Raw genomic sequence first — 18,151 nt, forward strand, 5'->3', positions numbered from 1 at the left:
CCACCTCCGAGCAAGGTGAACAACAATCGCGGCGGCTACGCCGCCGATAGCGGCCTTCCCTGGCCGAGCCGGCTTGACTCGAAGCTAAAGCAACCGAGATTGCGCCGGGGTTGGTTCAACACAGGGCGGCACGTCGCTCAGGACGGTTGCCCATCTTGCCAAGTCGCGCTTGTAGCTTGGAAAGCCTGTCCTTTTCGCTTGTCGCGGCGGCGTCCAGAACCGTGTGGGCCCAGCCGGGTAGATCGGGGGCGAGGCGGTAATATACCCACTGCCCTTCGCGTTCATCGAGCAATAGCCCGCAGTTACGCAACTGCGCAAGATGCCGCGATACCTTAGGCTGGGATTCCTGCAGCACATGGGTCATTTCACAGACGCAAAGCTGTTCTTCGTGACGAATCAACAAAGTCAGCATCAAGCGAGTTTCGTCGCTCAGACATTTAAAAAAACGAAAGGTGGTTACCACGCGGAGGGTTCTCCTGCCTCATCAAGGGCCAACAGCCAGAAACAATAATCTACGCGAAGCGGGCATGGCTCGGTAGTCACTTGACCGTTTCTATCGTTAGTCATTTGAAAGTTATTTATCGATAGTCATTTGAAATTTATTTTCAGGGATTCGGAAACAGCTTTTTCGGCACCCAATAAAGGTATCCCACCATGCCGAGCAACTCGACCAACGATTGAAACACCACCACGATCACGGCCATTTCGAAACCCGCGGGCAAGGCCAAGGCGATGGGTAACACCACGAAGGAATTGCGCGTCCCCAAGCTGAACGCCAGCACTCGTCCCTGCGCGACAGGCAAGCGGAAAAGCCACGCCAACCCCCTCGCAAGTAGCCCGGCGCCCAGCAAGAAGAGGCCAAAAACCAGCGCCAAGCGAGGTAGCTGTGTCACTGCTTCCAGGACAGTACTCACCTGAGTCAAGGCGATGATTCCCACCACCACCCCCAGCAGCGGCACCGGCAGCCAGCCCAGCCGTGCCAGCCATTTTGCTCGTTCAGCGCTTCGTTCAGAGTGTCGTCCAGCCGCCGCCCAGCGCTGCGTCAAGAACGCCAACCCCAGGGGCACCAGGATCACTAGCGCAAACGCTTGAAAGCTATCTCCCAGGGCGACGTCCAACGCACTATCACTCCCGACTAACCATCCCAGGTAAAACGGTAGCAACATCAGCTGAAGCAGAAGGCTCAGGGGAGCGAAGGCAATCGCATGCCGGGCATCTCCTCCGCCCAACTGGCTGAACGTGATGAACCAATCGGTGCAAGGCACCAGCAATACCAACCCCACACCGAGGCGCAAGGCGGGGTCGTCCGGTACCAGCCACAAAAGTATCGCAACCCCCAATGGCAGGCACACAAAATTGCCCATTAGAGCGGCCGCGAAAAAATTGCGGTCCCTGAAGGCAGCGGCCAATCGAATCAAGGGAATCTGGCTAAAAGTGGCGTAGAGCAAGGCAGCCAGCAACGGCCATAACAAGGCGTCGAAAGCGTCAGGCACATGATAGACAGCACCAAAAGACAACCCGACAGCAATGGCGAGAAGATAAACGATAACTTGGTAACGTTCGAGAAGTGCCAGGGGCATCACATCAGAAAAGCGGGGTTATCACGGAAGGGACATGCATTTCACGTTGGCTCCTCGAGCAGGACTCGAACCTGCGACCCAATGATTAACAGTCATTTGCTCTACCAACTGAGCTATCGAGGAATCATGCTGACGTGAACTGAACTTGCAATGACGCGACTTACAGAGAGATACGGTGTTTGGCTCCTCGAGCAGGACTCGAACCTGCGACCCAATGATTAACAGTCATTTGCTCTACCAACTGAGCTATCGAGGAACAATGATACCCGCATTATGTGCTATTGAAACTGGCTCCCCGAGCAGGACTCGAACCTGCGACCCAATGATTAACAGTCATTTGCTCTACCAACTGAGCTATCGGGGATCTGCCTTAAGCACGGTGCGTAGTATACGTATTGTAGCCTGAGGGTCAAGCCTGATTGACCTCGAATGCTGGCCCCCTATCGCCCCTGTCCGTATAATAACGGATCTCCATATCAGTGGCCAAACCAAGCCACCCGAATCCTGGTTGACGGCCTGCTGCCAAAAGCAGGCAAATTCATCATTCGTCCCCCGACGATCCACAGACGACAGGTACCGATGGCGAAGAAGCTCTTCATCAAAACGCACGGCTGCCAAATGAACGAGTACGATTCCTCCCGTATGGCGGATCTGCTCGGCGTATCGCATCAGCTTGAGTTGACCGATAACGAGCGCGAAGCCGATGTCATTCTGCTGAACACATGCTCGATTCGTGAAAAAGCTCAGGAAAAGGTTTTTCACCAACTGGGGCGCTGGAAAAAGCTCAAGGACGCCAATCCGGATCTAGTAATCGGTGTGGGCGGCTGCGTGGCCAGCCAGGAAGGCGAGGCACTGCGCAAGCGTGCCCCTCACGTGGACATGGTCTTCGGCCCGCAAACCCTGCACCGAGTGCCTTCCATGCTCGACGCTCGGCGCAACAATCAAATCGCCGCTGTGGATGTCACCTTCCCCGAAATCGAAAAATTCGACCATTTGCCCAAGCCCTCTTCCGATGGGGCCACGGCATTCGTCTCGGTGATGGAAGGCTGTTCCAAGTATTGCACCTTCTGCGTGGTGCCCTATACCCGCGGCGAAGAAGTCTCGCGTCCCTTTGAAGCAGTCATGGATGAAATCATTCACCTGGCCGACCAGGGCGTGCGCGAGATCAATCTCCTCGGCCAGAACGTGAATGCCTATTGTGGCGAGAATCTTGTCGGTGATGAAATCGATCTTGCCGAACTGATCGGGTGCGTCGCCGCCGTCGATGGCATCGACCGGGTACGCTTCACCACCTCCCATCCGGTGGAATTCACCGACAGCTTGATAGACGCTTATGGCGAGATCCCCGAACTGGTCAGCCACTTGCATCTACCGGTGCAATCCGGCTCCGACCGTATCCTGAGCGCGATGAAACGCGGCCACACTGCTGAAGAGTACATCGACAAGATGGAGCGTATCCGCGAGCAGCGTCCGGATATCAGCTTTTCGTCGGACTTCATCATCGGCTTCCCCGGAGAAACCGAAGAGGATTTCGAAGCGACCATGGATCTGATTCATCGTATCGGTTTCGATCACTCCTTCAGCTTCGTGTATTCCGCACGCCCCGGCACCCCGGCCGCGGCATTGCCGGACGAGACCCCGGAAAGTGTCAAGAAGCAGCGACTGGCGATTCTGCAGGACCGCATTATTCAGCAAAGCATGCAGATAAGCCGGCGCATGGTGGGTAGCATTCAGCGCGTACTGGTGAGCGGCTTTTCTCCACGCGATCCGGGGCAGCTTTCCGGACGCACGGAAAACAACCGCGTGGTCAATTTTCGCGCCGCCAATCCGACCGAACTGATCGGTTATTTTGTCGATGTGGAAATTACCGAGGCATTGCCCAACTCATTGCGGGGGGAGCTTGCCTCTCCTGAGCGCTATTGATCGATCAGCATGATTGCCCCGGCACCCGCCGGGGCAGTAAGCTGAGCGTCACATACACCAACTTACGGGTTTCCTTGTCTTGAGCCAGCCATCTACCCAGGCCAACCGCATTATTACCCTAAGCCTTGAGCCCAACGATCCCCAGCGCCTTGCCGGGCTGTGCGGCCAACAGGACGAGCATCTCAAGCTTATTGAAAGCCGCTTGAATGTCACCCTACGCAACCGCGGCAATATCTTTCAGCTGGCGGGTCCCGCCAATCGCATCAAGGCTGCGGCCAACGTCCTTGAGCACCTCTATCGCGAAACGGGCGCCGAAGAGCTTTCGCCCGACACCGTCCACCTGTTTTTACAGGAGTCCGGGCTTGAAGCTCTGGGGGATGAAGAGTCCCCCGAAGATAGCGATGAAGTGGTATTGCGTACCCCACGGACCATGATCAAGCCGCGCGGCCTCAATCAGCAACGTTACGTGCAAAGTGTCCGAGCTCACGACATCAATTTCGGTATTGGGCCAGCGGGCACCGGCAAGACCTACCTGGCCGTTGCCGCGGCGGTGGAGTCTCTCAATCAGCAGGAAGTGCGGCGTATTCTTCTGGTTCGCCCGGCGGTCGAAGCCGGCGAAAAACTGGGCTTTCTGCCCGGCGATCTGGCCCAGAAGATCGATCCCTACCTGCGCCCGCTGTATGACGCCCTATATGAAATGATCGGCTTTGAGCAGGTCGCCAAGCTCATCGAACGGCAAATTATCGAGATTGCTCCCCTTGCTTATATGCGCGGGCGCACGCTCAACAACGCCTTTATCATTCTGGATGAGAGTCAGAACACCACTCCCGAACAGATGAAGATGTTTCTGACACGGATCGGTTTCGGCTCCACAGCGGTGATCACCGGCGATGTCACCCAGGTCGACCTGCCGCGTGGCCAGCGTTCGGGACTCATTCAAGTGCTGGATGTGCTCAAGGACACGCCGGGAATCGGGGTGACGCATTTTGCCGCCAAGGATGTGGTACGTCATCCTCTGGTGCAACGCATCATCGAAGCCTACGATATGTTCGAATCCCAGCAGGAAGTCGAAGAACGTGCCCGTGACGATGCTCGTCGAGAAGAGCGTGAAGCACGGCTCCAGGCGCGTGATAACAGACAGTCCGGAGCTTCTCGCGAATGAGCGATATAGACCCAGGACGGAACGCGGCCCCAGTGGACCGCGAAATTGTGGTGGATCGTCAAATTGCTTGCGCCGAGCAATCACCTGCCTCGGCGCTGCCCACTGACGATCAGCTCACCCAATGGGTGAGCGCCGTGCTTGAGCGCCATCCCGATGAGCCACGCGGCGAGCTGACCATCCGTTTTGTCGAAGACGACGAGAGCCGTGAGCTTAATCACACCTATCGTGACCGGAACAAACCCACCAACGTTCTCTCCTTTCTGTTTGAAAGCCCACCGGAAATTGATTTGCCGTTGCTTGGAGATCTGGTGATTTGCCCTGCCGTAGTCGATAGTGAAGCGAGTGAACAACACAAGACGCCGGTACATCATTACGCGCACATGGTGATTCATGGCACCTTGCATTTACTGGGCTACGATCATATTGAAGACGCCCAAGCCGAGGTCATGGAACAGCAGGAGCGCGATATTCTGGCTACGCTGGGAATTCCAGACCCTTATAGCACCGAGGATGGCGGGAGCTTCCCTCCTGACGATCCAGGGCACTGAGAGCGTATTCCAGCTCTCCAGCCCATGACTCGCACGCCCGCAGACAAAGACAAGAGAACCGACGCATGAGCGAAGACCGATCGAGCAATTTAACGCAAAAATCCTGGCTCGAAAAATTCTTTGGCGCCCTTACCGGAGACAACGAAGAACCCAGTTCTCGCGATGAGCTGATGGAGTTTCTTCGCCACACCGCCAGTCGGTTGAAGCTCGACCAGGACGCCATGATGATCATCGAGGGCGCCCTGCAGATCAGCGACCAACAGGTGCGTGAGATTCTGATACCCCGCTCACAGGTCAATGCCATCACCTTGGATCAAACCAGCGATGGCTATCTTCCGCTAATCCATGAAACCGGGCATTCACGTTACCCGGTTATCGGTGAAAACCTTGATGACATCAAAGGGATTCTGCTGGTCAAGGATCTCTTGCCGTTACTTTCCCAGACGCAGGAACAGCGCGATAACTTTCAGCTATCCGATGTGCTCCGTCCGGCCATGTTCATCCCTGAATCCAAGCGCCTGAACAGTTTGCTCAAGGAATTTCGTGACACGCATAACCACATGGCTATCGTGGTGGATGAGTACGGTGGGACTGCCGGCATCATCACCATCGAAGACATTCTGGAACAGATCGTGGGCGATATTGAAGATGAGCACGATATCGACGAAGAAGAGGATATTCGTGAACTGGAGAACGGCCGCTACGCCATTCGTGCCCTGACCCCGATAGAAGATTTCAACGAACGTTTCGGCACCAATTTTTCCGATGATGAGTTCGATACCCTTGGCGGTCTGGTCATGCAGCAATTCGGTCACCTTCCCCGCCGTGACGAACATGCTTCCTTCGGTGGCTGGCACTTTACCGTTCTCAATGCCGACAACCGCCGAATCCGGCTTCTCGAAGCTCAGCGTGATTCCCCCTCTCAACGCGAGGATTAAACCTCTCGATGATCAGCTAACTCACCGCTTACCCACGTAACGTCTGGTATGGAGGCACATGTCGCGCTCTGCTGCTTTTTTCACCTCGTCTGACTCCCGCGGCCTTAATCCCGGCCTTAGCCAAGTGCTCAACTACGTTGCAGCCTTGATAGCCGGAGGCTTCACTACCCTGACCGCTTCGCCTTTCGAGCTGTGGTGGCTGGCGCCTGTCGCCGCCGGACTGATGCATGCAGGCGTGCATAGCCTCACCCCCGGCCAGGCCGCCTTCAAGGGGTGGTTATATGGTGTGGCACTGTTTGGGTCCGGGGCATCCTGGGTCTATGTCTCGATCCATGATTACGGTTATACCGGGGTGCCGTTGGCGGTATTTCTCACCCTGCTCTTCGTGGGTTGTCTGGCCTTGTTCTTCGCGGCCACGTTCTGGTTGTATCGGCGCCTGACCCGCCCACGTTGGGCGGTGCTATCTTTCGCTGGCGCCTGGGTACTAGGCGAGGTCCTGCGTACTTACCTGTTTACCGGCTTTCCCTGGTTACTGCTGGGCACTGGTCTCGTGGACTCTCCACTCGCCCCCTGGGCACCGGTAGGCGGTGTCTACCTGCTTTCTTTAATGGCCGCACTTAGCGGCGCCTTAGGCGTCGAACTGCTTCGGGCACGCTGGTGGGCGCTGGCACCCTTGGCAATAATATGGCTTGTACCTTTCGCCTTGCCCAGCCAGTGGACAACCCCTGGGCCCGAGCCCGTCCGTGTCGCCCTGCTGCAAGGCAACTTGCCTCAGTTGATCAAATGGACGCCGGAAGGCCAGCGTGTCGCCGCCAATACCTACAGTGATTTGACCCGCGACCTTGATGACGACATCGACTTGGTACTATGGCCGGAAACCGCCTTACCCATGATGGAGACCCAGGCACGACCGGTACTCGAACGAGTACAGGCCAATCTTGCTCCCGAAACGGCACTGGTAACCGGCATCGTACAGCGCACCGCAGAGGATCGTTATTACAACAGCATGATCGGCGTGGGCAATACGCAAGGCAGTTATCAGAAAGAGCATCTTGTGCCTTTTGGTGAATACCTACCGTTGGAAAGCGTGCTGCGTGGTGCAATTGATTTCTTCAATCTGCCCATGTCGAGCTTCACTGCCGGCGATGCTGACCAGGCCCCCATGCAGGCTGCCGGGCTCAAACTGGGCAATGCGATCTGTTATGAAATCATTTATCCACAACTGGTTGCCAATCGCGCACGTGACAGTGACATACTGGTCACGGTTTCCAATGACACCTGGTTCGGCGCTTCCATCGGGCCACTCCAGCACTTGCAGATGGCCCGTTTGAGAGCCTTGGAAAACGGGCGTTACGTTATTCGTGCCACCAGTAACGGCATCACCGCCATTATCGACCCCCAAGGCAAACTTCTGTCACGGGCACCGCAGTTTGAAACCGCCGTCCTGGTCGGCGATGTTCATGCCATGCATGGCATGACGCCCTTCACGCGGCTGGGCAGTTGGCCAGCGTGGCTATTGGCCACTCTCATGATGATACCGGGCCTGGCCTTTTTCGAGAGCAAAAAGCTCGCCAAGCGCAAGAGCTGAAAAAAACAGAAAGGGCGATGAAAATCGCCCTTTCTGTTTTGCCAGAGTGGTATTTCTACTTCTCGACACTCTGCTCCTGTTTTTTGGTGCTTTGTTTTTCAACACCCTGCTTTTCGGGGCCTTGTTTTTCAGGGCTCTGCTTTACGGTGCTCGGCTTTTCCGCATCCTGCTTTTCAGGGCCTTGTTTTTCAGGGCTCGGCTTTACGGTGCTCGGCTTTTCCGCATCCTGCTTTTCAGGGCCTTGTTTTTCAGGGCTCGGCTTTACGGTGCTCGGCTTTTCTACAGCGGGAGTGGCTTTTTTCATACCCGGCTTGGCAGCACCGGCTGTGGTTTTTTCGCTAACCGGGGCCTTTTGCTGTTGAGCTTCTTGCTTTTGGGACACTTGCTTTGGTGGCGAAGAAGACCGCTCCTTGGACTTGGACTGCGAAGATGCTGCCTTTTTCCCTTCAGCTGGCTGTTGAGCTTTTGCCGGCGCCTCTTCCTTCACGACTTCTCCCAACACTTCAGGAATAGTCTGTTGCACATAGCGCCCAGGCGCCGGTTCGATGATAGTCAGTTCGCCTTCACCAGGCTGGCGTGCGGGTACCATTTTCTCTGGGTCGGCATAGCCGTTTGAGGTTACCCACTGCTGCCAATGCGGCCACCAGGACCCTTCGTTGAAGTCGGCATTTTCCAGCCAGGTCTCATGAGACTCAGGCAAGTCGTCATTGGTCCAGAAGCCGTACTTGTTCTTGTGGGGCGGGTTGACGATGCCCGCAATGTGCCCGGAGCCTCCCAGCACAAAGGTAGTCGGACCCTTGGGTAACAAGGCACCGTAATAGGTACTGTTCCAACGGGCGATATGGTCTTCTTTCGTCGATACAAAATAGCTTGGCGTGGAAATCTTGCGCAAATCTATCTTGACCCCATCAAGCTCGATCCCGCCCGGCTCTACCAATCGATTTTCCAGGTACATATGGCGCAGATACCAAGCATGCGTACCTGCCGGCAAGTTGGTGCCGTCAGTGTTCCAATACAGGAGGTCAAAGGCCGCGGGCTTTTGTCCTTTCAAGTAATTCATTACATAAAACGACCAGAACAAGTCGTTTTCACGCAACAGATTGAAGGTATACGCCATCGAGCGGCCATCCAGGTAGCCCTTCTCTTCCAGGATCTTCTCGATACCGCTTAAGGCCCTTTCATTGAGGAAGACACCGAGCTCACCTGGATCACGAAAGTCCTGCAGCGTGGCCATGTAAGTCACTGACTTGACTTTTCTTCCTCTATGGGTACTGGTCAGGTAGGCCAAGGCTGAAGCCGCTAACGTGCCCCCGATACAGTAACTAAGAAGATTCACTGACTTTTCGCCAGTGGCTTCCTCGATCGCCTCGATGGCTTCAATCAGACCCATCTGCATGTAATCGGCCCAGGTGAGGTCACGCTGCTCGGGGCCAGGATTACGCCAGGAAATCAAAAATACCGTGTGACCTTGCTCGACCATCCACTTGACCAAGGAGTTGTCTTGGCGCAGATCGAGAATGTAATACTTGTTGATCCAGGGCGGCACTATCAGCAGTGGCGTCTTGAACGTTTTTCCCGTAGTTGGCGTATATTGAATCAGTTGGATTAGTTCATTTTCATACACTACCGCCCCGGGCGTCACGGCAATATTATCGCCGATCTTGAACGCCTCGCGATCGGTCATGCGCACATTGATTCCAGCCGCGGAATTGGCCAGATCCTCGCGTAGGCGTGTCAGCCCATCAATCAGGTTTTGCCCCCGCGTTTCCATGGTAAGCCGCATGACTTCAGGATTGGTGGTGACGAAGTTGGTCGGCGCCATGGCATTGACCAATTGGCGCGAATAAAACTCCAGGTCGCGTCTTTGCTTATCGTCCAGACCGTCCAGCTTCTTGACCAATTCTTCGACGGTCTGAGAAAACAGTAGATATTGCTGCATGATCGCCAGGTACTGAGGGTCTTTCAACCATGCCTCATCGCTGAAGCGGCGATCACCCTTGCCCGGAATTATCAGCGGCTCGACGTCTTCACCCGCCATCGCTCGCATGCTCTGCTGCCATAGCAACCACTGATCCTGTGCCAGACGAGCCTGGGTTTGCCATAACAGCACGGGATTTTGCATCAAAGAGTAAGCACCGGCCTTGAAGCTCTCACGCATATCCTTGAGAACGGAACTGTCACCTTGGCTAGGCTCCATTCGGGTCAGAAAATCCTGCATTAAACCTTGATATTGCTCACCAATTTCTTTGAGCTGTACATTCCAGGCGGTTAAATCAGCCTGTGATGCAGTATCCCACCCTGGCTGCATACCCTATCTCCCCTAGCATGTCATGGCGTGCGGTATTACGCCGAGGCAACTTGACCTGTCATTCGCATAACATGTCATTAACATGAAACAATGCGCGGCGCTTTATGCATGCGCCGCGATATGACAAGGCTCAACTCTTACGTGAGCCTTGGCTGGTGGACTTGGCGGGCTGTTCGCTTTTGCCGGATTGCTGCTCCCCTTTGGCGGCAGCATTGGCTTGATCAGTCATTTTCTGACCCGCCTCACTGAACAGTTTTTCCATTTCAGACTTGAACTGGAGACTCATTTCGCCCATGGCACGAGCATCTTCCTGCATCTGCTGAGAGAGCTCATTCATCATTTCCGCTTGACGCGTGCCGAAATCGCGCATGCTTTCAGCATCTTCAATTTCCGTGGCACTACGAATACGGTCCGTTCCCATTTGACTGTAACGTTTCATGGCTTCCAGCTGGTACTGGGTCATCTTTTCCATGTTATTGAGCATCAGCGAATTTAGCTTGCGCATCGGCTCGAATAGCTGGCGTGTCTGATTGTTGAATGCTTCCGTCATTTTATCTTGCATGGTGCCTCCTTCTTTTTATCAGTATTACCGTTTGCCAGCATCTAGCTGGCAATCTACAAGGCCAACCCCTCGGACCAGCCTCTATCATCGAAACTTGCTCTTCAAACTCAAACTTGTTGTTGAAACTTGTTCTTGATAATCGGTCTCGAAAAGAAACTCACTTTTAAAAATACTGCAACCAAGCAACTTGTTGCGCTGCAAAAAGATTAGTAGGTCACTTATGACTTTGCAATAGCGCTAAGGTTTACTTTATCTGCACCTTCGTCCGTCCTTCTAAGATCAGGGGCTTCGCTTACTACGCGATGATGCCGCTGCCGGCTTAGGTTTTTCATTGGCCTTGGCACTGTGCGCGCCACTCGCATCTCCCGTAGCGCCACTTTCGGATGATGAACGCCTGTCGGTTGAAGAACTCCGGGAAGCGTGGCCAGAGGTTTGCCTGCTTTGGGTACTGACATTTTCATTGTCGGAGCTTTCAGCCTTTGAGCCATAGCTGCTCGCTCCTGCCTTTTTCAACATGTCCATCATCATCTGTTGGTAGGTGCCAAAGCTGGCCATCCCCTGAGACAGACCCTGCTGCAGGGCGGGCTGCTGCATGAAGGGCCGCATCAAACTCATCGGGTCATAACCTTCCACGCCCGATTCCATTTGTTGCTGGATCTGCTCCAGTAGGCTTTGCTGAAATGCCTCCACATTCGGCAACCCCAAGGCCTGACGAAATTCATCAGGAGTGAGATCGAACTCAACATTGATCTTCATGGCCAGCTCCTTAAACCTATAATCAAAGTGTAGCAGTATCCGCTAACAACGAAAGTTGGCTCGTTCCTATCTCGAGTACTGTTCTTTTTATCTCAAGCTCTTTCTATTTCAAATACTGTTCCAAACGTGGCGTATCCACGCTTACCTCAGCATTTTGGGCGCGATGACGCAACCAATGATCCATCAACGTAAGCGCCATCATCGCTTCGGCAATCGGTGTGGCACGAATACCCACGCAAGGATCGTGGCGGCCTTTGGTGATCACGTCTATCGCCTGGCCCTGCACATCGATCGAACGGCCCGGCGTGGTGATGCTGGAGGTGGGTTTGAGCGCCAGCCTTGCAACGAGGGACTGGCCCGTGGAGATTCCGCCCAACACGCCACCCGCATGATTGGAAAGGAATCCATCCGGTGTCATTTCATCGCGGTGTTCACTTCCTCGCTGGCTGACGCAGGCAAACCCGGCCCCTATCTCCACTCCTTTTACCGCATTGATGCTCATCAAACCGTGCGCCAGATCAGCATCCAGGCGATCGAACACCGGTTCACCCAACCCCACCGGCACCCCCTCGGCAATCACGGTGATTTCCGCACCTACCGAGTCCTGATCGCGGCGCAGCTGGTCCATGAACGCTTCAAGCTCCGCGACTTTTTCCGGGTCTGGGCAGAAGAAAGCATTGTCATGCACCGCCTCCCAGCTCTTGAATTCGATAGGCAAGGGGCCGAGCTGGCTCATGTAGCCACGCACCTGAACCCCCTTGGCGACCAGGAATTTCTTGGCAATGGCGCCAGCGGCAACACGCATGGCGGTTTCCCGGGCGCTGGAGCGGCCTCCTCCGCGATAATCGCGAACCCCATATTTATGGTGGTAGGTATAGTCGGCATGCGCCGGGCGGAACTGATCCTTGATCTTGGAATAGTCCTTGGAGCGCTGGTCGGTATTCTCGATCAACAGACCAATCGGGCAACCGGTGGTAACGCCTTCGAACACCCCGGAAAGAATACGTACCTGATCCGGCTCTTGGCGTTGGGTGGTGTGGCGTGAGCTACCCGGACGACGACGGTCGAGATCGTATTGCAGATCGGCTTCACTCAGTTCCATTCCTGGCGGGCAACCATCCACAATGGCACCCAGTGCCGGGCCATGGCTTTCGCCGAATGTAGTCACCGTAAACAACTTGCCGAAGGTATTGCCTGACATCTGGGTTATTTCCCTTGTGTGAAAGACGCCGCATGGGCGTCGAGTTCAGCGGCGCTCAAGGCAAATACGCCCTGGCCGCCACGCTCGAATTCCAGCCATATGAAAGGCACCTCGGGAAAGGCGGCCTCTAGGTGGTGATCGGAGTTGCCGACCTCAACGATCAGCCAGCCGTTCTCGGTAAGGTGCTCGGGAGCTTCACGCAAAATACGCCGCACGATATTCAGGCCGTCGTTGCCGGCGCCTAATGCCAATGCCGGCTCGTGTTGAAATTCTGCCGGCATGGTTCGCAAATCACGCGCATCAACATAGGGCGGGTTGGAGACAATCAAGTCGTAACGTTGACCCTCCAGCCCCGAAAACACATCCGACGCCACCGCTCTGACTCTTTCTCCTACATCGTGGCGGGTGATATTGCGGCGGGCCACGGCCAGTGCATCCTGGCTGATATCGGCCAGATCCACTTCGCAACCAGGCAGGTGCAAGGCAGTGGCTATGCCGATACAGCCCGAGCCGGCACACAGGTCCAGCACCCGAGCCGGCGGTTGCTCAGGAAACCAGGCTTCGAAACCGTCTTCGATCAGCTCGGCGATGGGCGAGCGTGGAATCAGCACGCGCTCATCCACATCAAAGGGGAAGCCGGCGAAAAACGCTTCCCCGAGTAGATACGGCAATGGACGCCGACTAGTGATACGCTCTCTCGCCAGCGCCACGATCCGCCGACGCTCCGTCATCAACAGGCGAGCTTCCAGTACCGCAGGGTCGACATCCCAAGGCAAGTGCAGCGCTCCCAGGGTCAATGCTACTGCTTCATCCCAGGCCGAGGCTGTGCCATGCCCGTAATGCAAGCCGGCCAGATGAAACTCGCTGGCGAGCCAGCGTAGGTAATCACGTAGGGTAATCAAGTCAGCGGTGATGTCAGCCTCGTCCAGATTCAACGTGGAGACAGCGGACCTGCCGATGCCTCGAGGTTCAGCCCTAGTATCGGCACTGGAAGAAACCGTCTCGGAAGAAGCAGTATCGGAAGAGACAGTACCGGAGGTGTCATATCCGGAAGAAATGGAATCGGAAGGCGCGGCCACGGGATATCCTGCGTTGCAAAAGTCGAGGGTAAACGCTCGCTCTCCCAAGGGGAGATGAACGATGAGAGCTGCAATGATTGTACCTTTCACGCTGCCCGGTTCACAGCTACGCTCAGCCCGCTATACTGAAGTGCCTGACTCAAGTACTTGGCTGAAGCAGTGGACTTAAGTGCTTAGCGGGCGAGTAATTTCATGTTTGTCGCCTAGTTAACCGAATTACCGATATTTCAATCATTACACCAGAGCCTGCCATGACACGCCGCCCCCCTTTATCCGACGATGATGAGATCAATGCCTTTCGTCAGGCATTGCAAGCCGCCGGGGTGCGTCGATTGCCTTCCAACCAGGCCGACCCGGGCAAACCGAAGAAAGATGGCTCGGCACACGCAGTGCGTCGCCAAGCCGCCGTTGAAGCCAATACGCTTCAGGCCAACGGCCGCACCTCCGATGGCCGGGTGGAAGCCGTACGGCCTTCGGAATACCTGGAATTCAGCGTACCCGACCTGCCCTGGCGCACGTTAAACCAGCTCAAGCGCGGTCAGACCCCTTGGCAAGCGGGGCTGGACCTGCACGGTTATACCCTGGAAGAAGCGCGTATCGAGCTGGAAAGCTTCCTGCGTGAATCAGCGGGGCAAGGATTACGCTGCGTACTGGTGGTGCATGGCAAGGCATGGGGCACCACTGCCGATTATCCAGTACTTAAAAGCCACACCAATACCTGGCTTCGCGAATGGCCCCGCGTACTGGCGTTTTGCTCTGCCATCGACATGGACGGCGGTACCGGCGCGGTTTATGTACTGCTGCGCAAGCCAGGACGCTAACGTTCAAGACGTTACCTTCACTTTCGGGATGAACCGTGAAAGCCCCTGTTCGGTCAAATGGCGTCCCAGCCGTATCAGCTCATTCGCGCGATGAAACTCGTAAGCGCCACATACCGTCTTGGGTATTTCAATCAGCATGTCCGGGGAATAGCTGGCTATCTTATACTTGGCCAACGCCGCCTGAGTGACATCGAATGACTCAAAAATCATTGCCAACTTGCTCCACTCACGCTTGCTGCGATCTTCCGGCGTTTCCTCTTTGTCGACTACGCCTCCATCACTGCCTCCCAGCCCTTCCCACAGGCGTTTAGTGGCCTCCCGAGCATCGTTCATCCAGCCCTCGACGGGGTGCATTTTTTCAAGCTCGGCTTCGCTGTCCGGGAAGTCGGTATCCGGCAGTAGATCTTCAAACATCACCGGTTGTGGCGTATGTGCCGTAACGTTGACCGCCACTACGAAGTCCGCTGCATGGGCGGCCTCCACCGGCATCATGGGGAGCGGGTTGAGCAACCCGCCGTCCACCAATACCTGGTCGCCCAGATGCACCGGCGTAATTACACCAGGTACGGCAATCGAGGCGCGAATCGCACGCAATAAAGGACCGCGTTGAAACCAGACTTCACGTTGACGGACCAGGTCCGTGGCGACCGTTGTCAACGGTATAGGCAAGTCTTCAATCAAGACATCACCCACCAAGGATTCAAGCTTGTTCATTATCTTGCTGGCTCGCATGGCGCCCATGGGATTCCAGGTCACATCCACCAGTTTGAGTACATCGAAATAGTCCAGCCCACAGACCCAGTCACGATACGCTGGCAGGTTTCCCGAGGCATAGATACCGCCGATCAACGCTCCCATGGAACACCCCGCCACAGAGATGATTTCATAGCCTCGCTCCTCGAGTACTTCAATCACGCCAATATGAGCATAACCGCGCGCTCCGCCACTGCCCAACACCAGCGCCACCTTGTTTCCTTTTTCGGGAGCCATCAGCTTATCCATGCTCTCTCCTTGCTCAAATGCTTCACGTCGGCAATGCCGTCTGGTGATCGGCTTCGATCACTTCCGTGACCGCATCGACTACCCCTTTTTCCAAGTGTAGGTGATGGCCGCCCTTCATTACGTGGCGGGTTAAATGCTTGACGGCTCGGCGTGCCTGTTGCGCTGACGCGCGCTCTCCCAAAATACCGCTCTCCCCTTCGATCAACAGTACCGGACAGACAATCGCTGCCAGTATCCCGTTCACTTGCTCCGGGCTAAAGCGTACCAATGATGGCTTGAGCAATCGGCTATCGGAACGCAGCCTGACATCGCCCGCTTCTTCTAGCGCCAGATTACGTTCGACCAAGGGTGCTGCGGTATCGAAATCGATTGGCGTGACACCGCCGGCGACACGCGCCGCAATCGCGGTATCAAGATCGGGGTAACGCGGAGGACGAGACAGCGGGCGTCGATGGGAGACAAGCCCTTTGCGCAACTGAGCGGGGGTATCTATCGCCGGCGTGCTCAATGAACCCAAGCCATCGAGCAATATCAGTTTTTCGGTGCGTTCCGGAAAGGCTGCGGCAATCAGGCAAGCGACTGCCGCGCCCATGGAATGGGCCAGCAGCGGTGCACGCTCGACACCCAGCTCCTCCATGGCATCCAACAGGTCGTGGCAATAGTCCCAAAGCGCGTAATCAGCCCCTTCGGGGGCTGATCGGGAAAGCCCATGCCCACGAAAATCCAGGGCGACGATACGCACCCCAAGCCGGGTAGCCAACCTGGGGGCCAGACGGGAAAAGCTGGCGGCATTATCCAGCCAGCCGTGAAGCGCCAGCCAAACGGGTGCCTGGGCATCACCCCAGGCAAGCGCCGCCAAACGCCCCCGACACAAGGTAAGTGGGAGAGGCTCGGGAAACGACATCATCATCAGCACGCTATCCGGTTGTAAAACCTTCAGTATACGGCCTCAAGATGACGAGGCCAGCCTGAAAGCGTTACCATGCGCAGCCAATATATCCCTTCGCCACCGGTGACTCCCATGAAAAAACACCGCGACACCCGCGTTCGTAACCTGGTTTTCCTGATTGCGGTAACCAGCGCCACTGTGGTCGGCTTGTGGTTGGCACGCTAAGCGCGGTTACCGGAAAGCCCGGCTAAACCGGGCAATCCTTTCCAGACTTCTCGTACCAGCTCAAGGTCATTGCGTTCGTCCAGTTCATGAACCACGCTTGCCCGGCCGACGATCAAAGGATCGACACTGCCAAGCCGTGCCACGTCCTTGTTGCGATAAGGCAAGTGATGCAACACATAGCGCATGCCGCTCAAGCGTGCCCGCTTCTTGCAATTCGACTTGAGCACGATCCATGGCGCCTCGGCAGTATCGGTGTAAAAGAACATCGCCTCCTTGGCTCGAGTGTAGTCCTCCCACTTATCGAGCGAGGCGCGATCCACAGGGCTTAACTTCCACTGTTTGAGCGGGTGCACTTCGCGCTCCTTGAAGCGACGGCGCTGCTCTTCCCGGCTCACTGAAAACCAGAACTTGACCAGGTAAATGCCCGAACGCACCAGATTGCGTTCAAACTCCGGCGCTTGGCGAATGAACTCGGCGTACTCTTCGTCGTCACAAAATCCCATCACCCGCTCGACACCGGCCCGGTTGTACCAGGAGCGGTCGAACATGACAATTTCACCCGCCGTGGGAAGGTGCTGAATGTAGCGTTGGAAATACCATTGACCTTTTTCGATATCGGTAGGCTTTTCCAGCGCCACCACCCGAGCGCTGCGCGGGTTCATGTGCTCCATGAAACGTTTGATGGTGCCGCCCTTGCCGGCGGCATCCCGCCCTTCGAACAAGATGACCACCCGCGCTCCGGTTTCCTTGACCCAACGCTGCAGTTTCAGCAGTTCGACCTGGAGGTCATATTTCTGTTTCTCGTAGGTCTTGCGCCGCAGCCGGTTCTTGTAGGGATAGTTGCCATCACGCCAATTTTCCGCCAACTCATCGTCGGAATTGACCCCGGCGGCGGCCTTGGCGGCAACCTCTTCCTGTAGCAAAGCTCTGCGTAGCAATGCGACTTCATCCGGGGCCGCCCCTTCAATCACAGAGGAAAGGTCTTCCGCCAGGCGAGCCAGCTCCTTGCGTGTCCGCTTGGTCTTGGCTTGGCCGGAAATATCCCGTAAAGCGACTTCCAGCGACTCCTTGGCGCCTTCCGTTGCGTTCAATACATCATGTTGCTTGACGCCTGCAGCTGTTAGCTCGGGAGCGATATCGCCCCGCCCCACATCCAGGCGTGATGCCTCTTCACCTGCCAACGCTTTGTGATTAGTATTCTGCTGCGGCATTACGGCTTCCTTTTACATTCAGTAATTTAGTGGTCTCTATTTTGCCACGACACCTGCAGCGTGCGGCAATTTACCTACGTCCAGTGTGACAAAGCTTACTTACCTCGTACTTGATTGGCATCAAGTTGCATGAAAAACCAGGGCCAGGTTTCTCGCTTGCATTTTTTCTGAACTCACCAAGACACTGCACAAAAGTTTCCGTCACCGGATCAGGATTATGAAAACCGCACACTGGATCTCAACGAACATCTGATCAAATAACCGGCGGCGACGTTCTATATGAACGCCACTGGTGACAACATGGAAGCATTGGGTATTCAGGCAGGTGATCTACTGGTGGTAGACCGTTCCGTGGAAC

General features: G+C 55.6%; 14 protein-coding genes, 3 tRNA genes and 3 pseudogenes. 7 read left to right on the forward strand and 13 right to left on the reverse strand.

The annotated features are described in order from the left end of the window. Positions 1-115: 115 nt before the first annotated feature. The 5 genes from DU506_RS11470 to DU506_RS11490 all read right to left on the reverse strand — a co-directional run bounded on the left by DU506_RS11470 (position 116) and on the right by DU506_RS11490 (position 1,944). On the reverse strand, positions 116-463 hold the full coding sequence (locus tag DU506_RS11470) for a metalloregulator ArsR/SmtB family transcription factor (protein WP_114487075.1): 348 nt from the start codon (positions 461-463) through the stop codon (positions 116-118). 142 nt (positions 464-605) lie between these two features. Further along, a complete protein-coding gene (locus DU506_RS11475; protein WP_114487076.1) occupies positions 606-1,580 on the reverse strand; it encodes an arsenic resistance protein in 975 nt (324 codons plus the stop codon). A 47-nt stretch (positions 1,581-1,627) separates the two neighbouring features. Further along, positions 1,628-1,703, reverse strand: a tRNA-Asn gene (locus DU506_RS11480). Between the two features lie 57 nt (positions 1,704-1,760). Next, positions 1,761-1,836, reverse strand: a tRNA-Asn gene (locus DU506_RS11485). A gap of 32 nt (positions 1,837-1,868) precedes the next feature. Further along, a tRNA-Asn gene (locus tag DU506_RS11490) sits at positions 1,869-1,944 on the reverse strand. Positions 1,945-2,159: 215 nt separating this feature from the next. Between DU506_RS11490 and miaB the strand changes: the two genes are divergently transcribed. The 5 genes from miaB to lnt all read left to right on the forward strand — a co-directional run bounded on the left by miaB (position 2,160) and on the right by lnt (position 7,739). Then, positions 2,160-3,503, forward strand: a complete 1,344-nt coding sequence (gene miaB, locus DU506_RS11495; RefSeq protein ID WP_114487077.1) for a tRNA (N6-isopentenyl adenosine(37)-C2)-methylthiotransferase MiaB — start codon at positions 2,160-2,162, stop codon at positions 3,501-3,503. A gap of 79 nt (positions 3,504-3,582) precedes the next feature. Next, entirely contained in the window at positions 3,583-4,665 is a 1,083-nt protein-coding gene (locus tag DU506_RS11500; RefSeq protein WP_114487078.1) for a PhoH family protein, read from the forward strand. Continuing rightward, positions 4,662-5,213: an rRNA maturation RNase YbeY gene (ybeY, locus tag DU506_RS11505; protein ID WP_114487079.1), complete on the forward strand. Its 552-nt coding sequence runs from the start codon at positions 4,662-4,664 to the stop codon at positions 5,211-5,213. The genes DU506_RS11500 and ybeY overlap by 4 nt, the downstream gene beginning before the upstream one ends. 65 nt (positions 5,214-5,278) lie before the next feature. Next, positions 5,279-6,151, forward strand: coding sequence for an HlyC/CorC family transporter (locus DU506_RS11510; protein WP_114487080.1), 873 nt, complete (start codon positions 5,279-5,281; stop codon positions 6,149-6,151). A 58-nt stretch (positions 6,152-6,209) separates the two neighbouring features. Next, a complete protein-coding gene (lnt, locus tag DU506_RS11515) occupies positions 6,210-7,739 on the forward strand; it encodes an apolipoprotein N-acyltransferase (RefSeq protein WP_114487081.1) in 1,530 nt (509 codons plus the stop codon). A 487-nt stretch (positions 7,740-8,226) separates the two neighbouring features. Here the strand turns inward: lnt and phaC are convergent. The 5 genes and pseudogenes from phaC to prmB all read right to left on the reverse strand — a co-directional run. Continuing rightward, a pseudogene (gene phaC, locus DU506_RS11520) lies at positions 8,227-10,047 on the reverse strand (class I poly(R)-hydroxyalkanoic acid synthase); the annotation flags it as partial. Between the two features lie 130 nt (positions 10,048-10,177). After that, positions 10,178-10,609, reverse strand: coding sequence for a phasin family protein (locus DU506_RS11525; protein ID WP_114487082.1), 432 nt, complete (start codon positions 10,607-10,609; stop codon positions 10,178-10,180). Positions 10,610-11,098: 489 nt separating this feature from the next. After that, positions 11,099-11,365, reverse strand: a pseudogene (locus DU506_RS22785) (hypothetical protein); the annotation flags it as partial. A 103-nt stretch (positions 11,366-11,468) separates the two neighbouring features. Further along, positions 11,469-12,566: a chorismate synthase gene (gene aroC / locus DU506_RS11535; RefSeq protein WP_114487083.1), complete on the reverse strand. Its 1,098-nt coding sequence runs from the start codon at positions 12,564-12,566 to the stop codon at positions 11,469-11,471. A gap of 5 nt (positions 12,567-12,571) precedes the next feature. After that, positions 12,572-13,525, reverse strand: a complete 954-nt coding sequence (gene prmB, locus DU506_RS11540; protein ID WP_114487115.1) for a 50S ribosomal protein L3 N(5)-glutamine methyltransferase — start codon at positions 13,523-13,525, stop codon at positions 12,572-12,574. A 371-nt stretch (positions 13,526-13,896) separates the two neighbouring features. Here prmB and DU506_RS11545 point away from each other — a divergent pair, with 371 nt between their 5' ends. After that, the gene (locus DU506_RS11545; protein WP_114487084.1) at positions 13,897-14,466 is read left to right on the forward strand and encodes a Smr/MutS family protein; all 570 of its coding nucleotides are present in this window, start codon (positions 13,897-13,899) and stop codon (positions 14,464-14,466) included. A 3-nt stretch (positions 14,467-14,469) separates the two neighbouring features. Here DU506_RS11545 and DU506_RS11550 read toward each other — a convergent pair whose 3' ends face one another. From DU506_RS11550 to ppk2, 3 genes are all read right to left on the reverse strand, one after another. Further along, positions 14,470-15,468, reverse strand: a complete 999-nt coding sequence (locus DU506_RS11550; protein ID WP_114487085.1) for a patatin-like phospholipase family protein — start codon at positions 15,466-15,468, stop codon at positions 14,470-14,472. A 22-nt stretch (positions 15,469-15,490) separates the two neighbouring features. Beyond that, positions 15,491-16,378, reverse strand: a complete 888-nt coding sequence (locus DU506_RS11555) for an alpha/beta fold hydrolase (protein WP_415843647.1) — start codon at positions 16,376-16,378, stop codon at positions 15,491-15,493. 200 nt (positions 16,379-16,578) lie between these two features. After that, positions 16,579-17,793 carry a polyphosphate kinase 2 gene (ppk2, locus tag DU506_RS11560; RefSeq protein WP_114487086.1) on the reverse strand — a complete coding sequence of 405 codons (1,215 nt, stop codon included), beginning with the start codon at positions 17,791-17,793 and terminating at the stop codon, positions 16,579-16,581. Positions 17,794-18,093: 300 nt separating this feature from the next. On the opposite strand from ppk2, the pseudogene DU506_RS22790 reads away from it, so the two are divergent. Continuing rightward, a pseudogene (locus DU506_RS22790) lies at positions 18,094-18,147 on the forward strand (hypothetical protein); the annotation flags it as partial. Positions 18,148-18,151: the final 4 nt, after the last annotated feature.

The organism is Vreelandella rituensis (genome assembly GCF_003336665.1).
Classification (GTDB): domain Bacteria; phylum Pseudomonadota; class Gammaproteobacteria; order Pseudomonadales; family Halomonadaceae; genus Vreelandella; species Vreelandella rituensis.

Coding starts and splice junctions, on each gene's coding strand:
- DU506_RS11550 (WP_114487085.1), bottom strand. CDS start 15,468: ATGGATAAGCTGATGGCTCCCGAAAAAGGAAACAAGGTGGCGCTGGTG.
- aroC (WP_114487083.1), bottom strand. CDS start 12,566: ATGTCAGGCAATACCTTCGGCAAGTTGTTTACGGTGACTACATTCGGC.
- lnt (WP_114487081.1), top strand. CDS start 6,210: ATGTCGCGCTCTGCTGCTTTTTTCACCTCGTCTGACTCCCGCGGCCTT.
- DU506_RS11545 (WP_114487084.1), top strand. CDS start 13,897: ATGACACGCCGCCCCCCTTTATCCGACGATGATGAGATCAATGCCTTT.
- ppk2 (WP_114487086.1), bottom strand. CDS start 17,793: ATGCCGCAGCAGAATACTAATCACAAAGCGTTGGCAGGTGAAGAGGCA.
- DU506_RS11475 (WP_114487076.1), bottom strand. CDS start 1,580: ATGCCCCTGGCACTTCTCGAACGTTACCAAGTTATCGTTTATCTTCTC.
- ybeY (WP_114487079.1), top strand. CDS start 4,662: ATGAGCGATATAGACCCAGGACGGAACGCGGCCCCAGTGGACCGCGAA.
- DU506_RS11525 (WP_114487082.1), bottom strand. CDS start 10,609: ATGCAAGATAAAATGACGGAAGCATTCAACAATCAGACACGCCAGCTA.
- DU506_RS11555 (WP_415843647.1), bottom strand. CDS start 16,378: ATGATGATGTCGTTTCCCGAGCCTCTCCCACTTACCTTGTGTCGGGGG.
- miaB (WP_114487077.1), top strand. CDS start 2,160: ATGGCGAAGAAGCTCTTCATCAAAACGCACGGCTGCCAAATGAACGAG.
- DU506_RS11510 (WP_114487080.1), top strand. CDS start 5,279: ATGAGCGAAGACCGATCGAGCAATTTAACGCAAAAATCCTGGCTCGAA.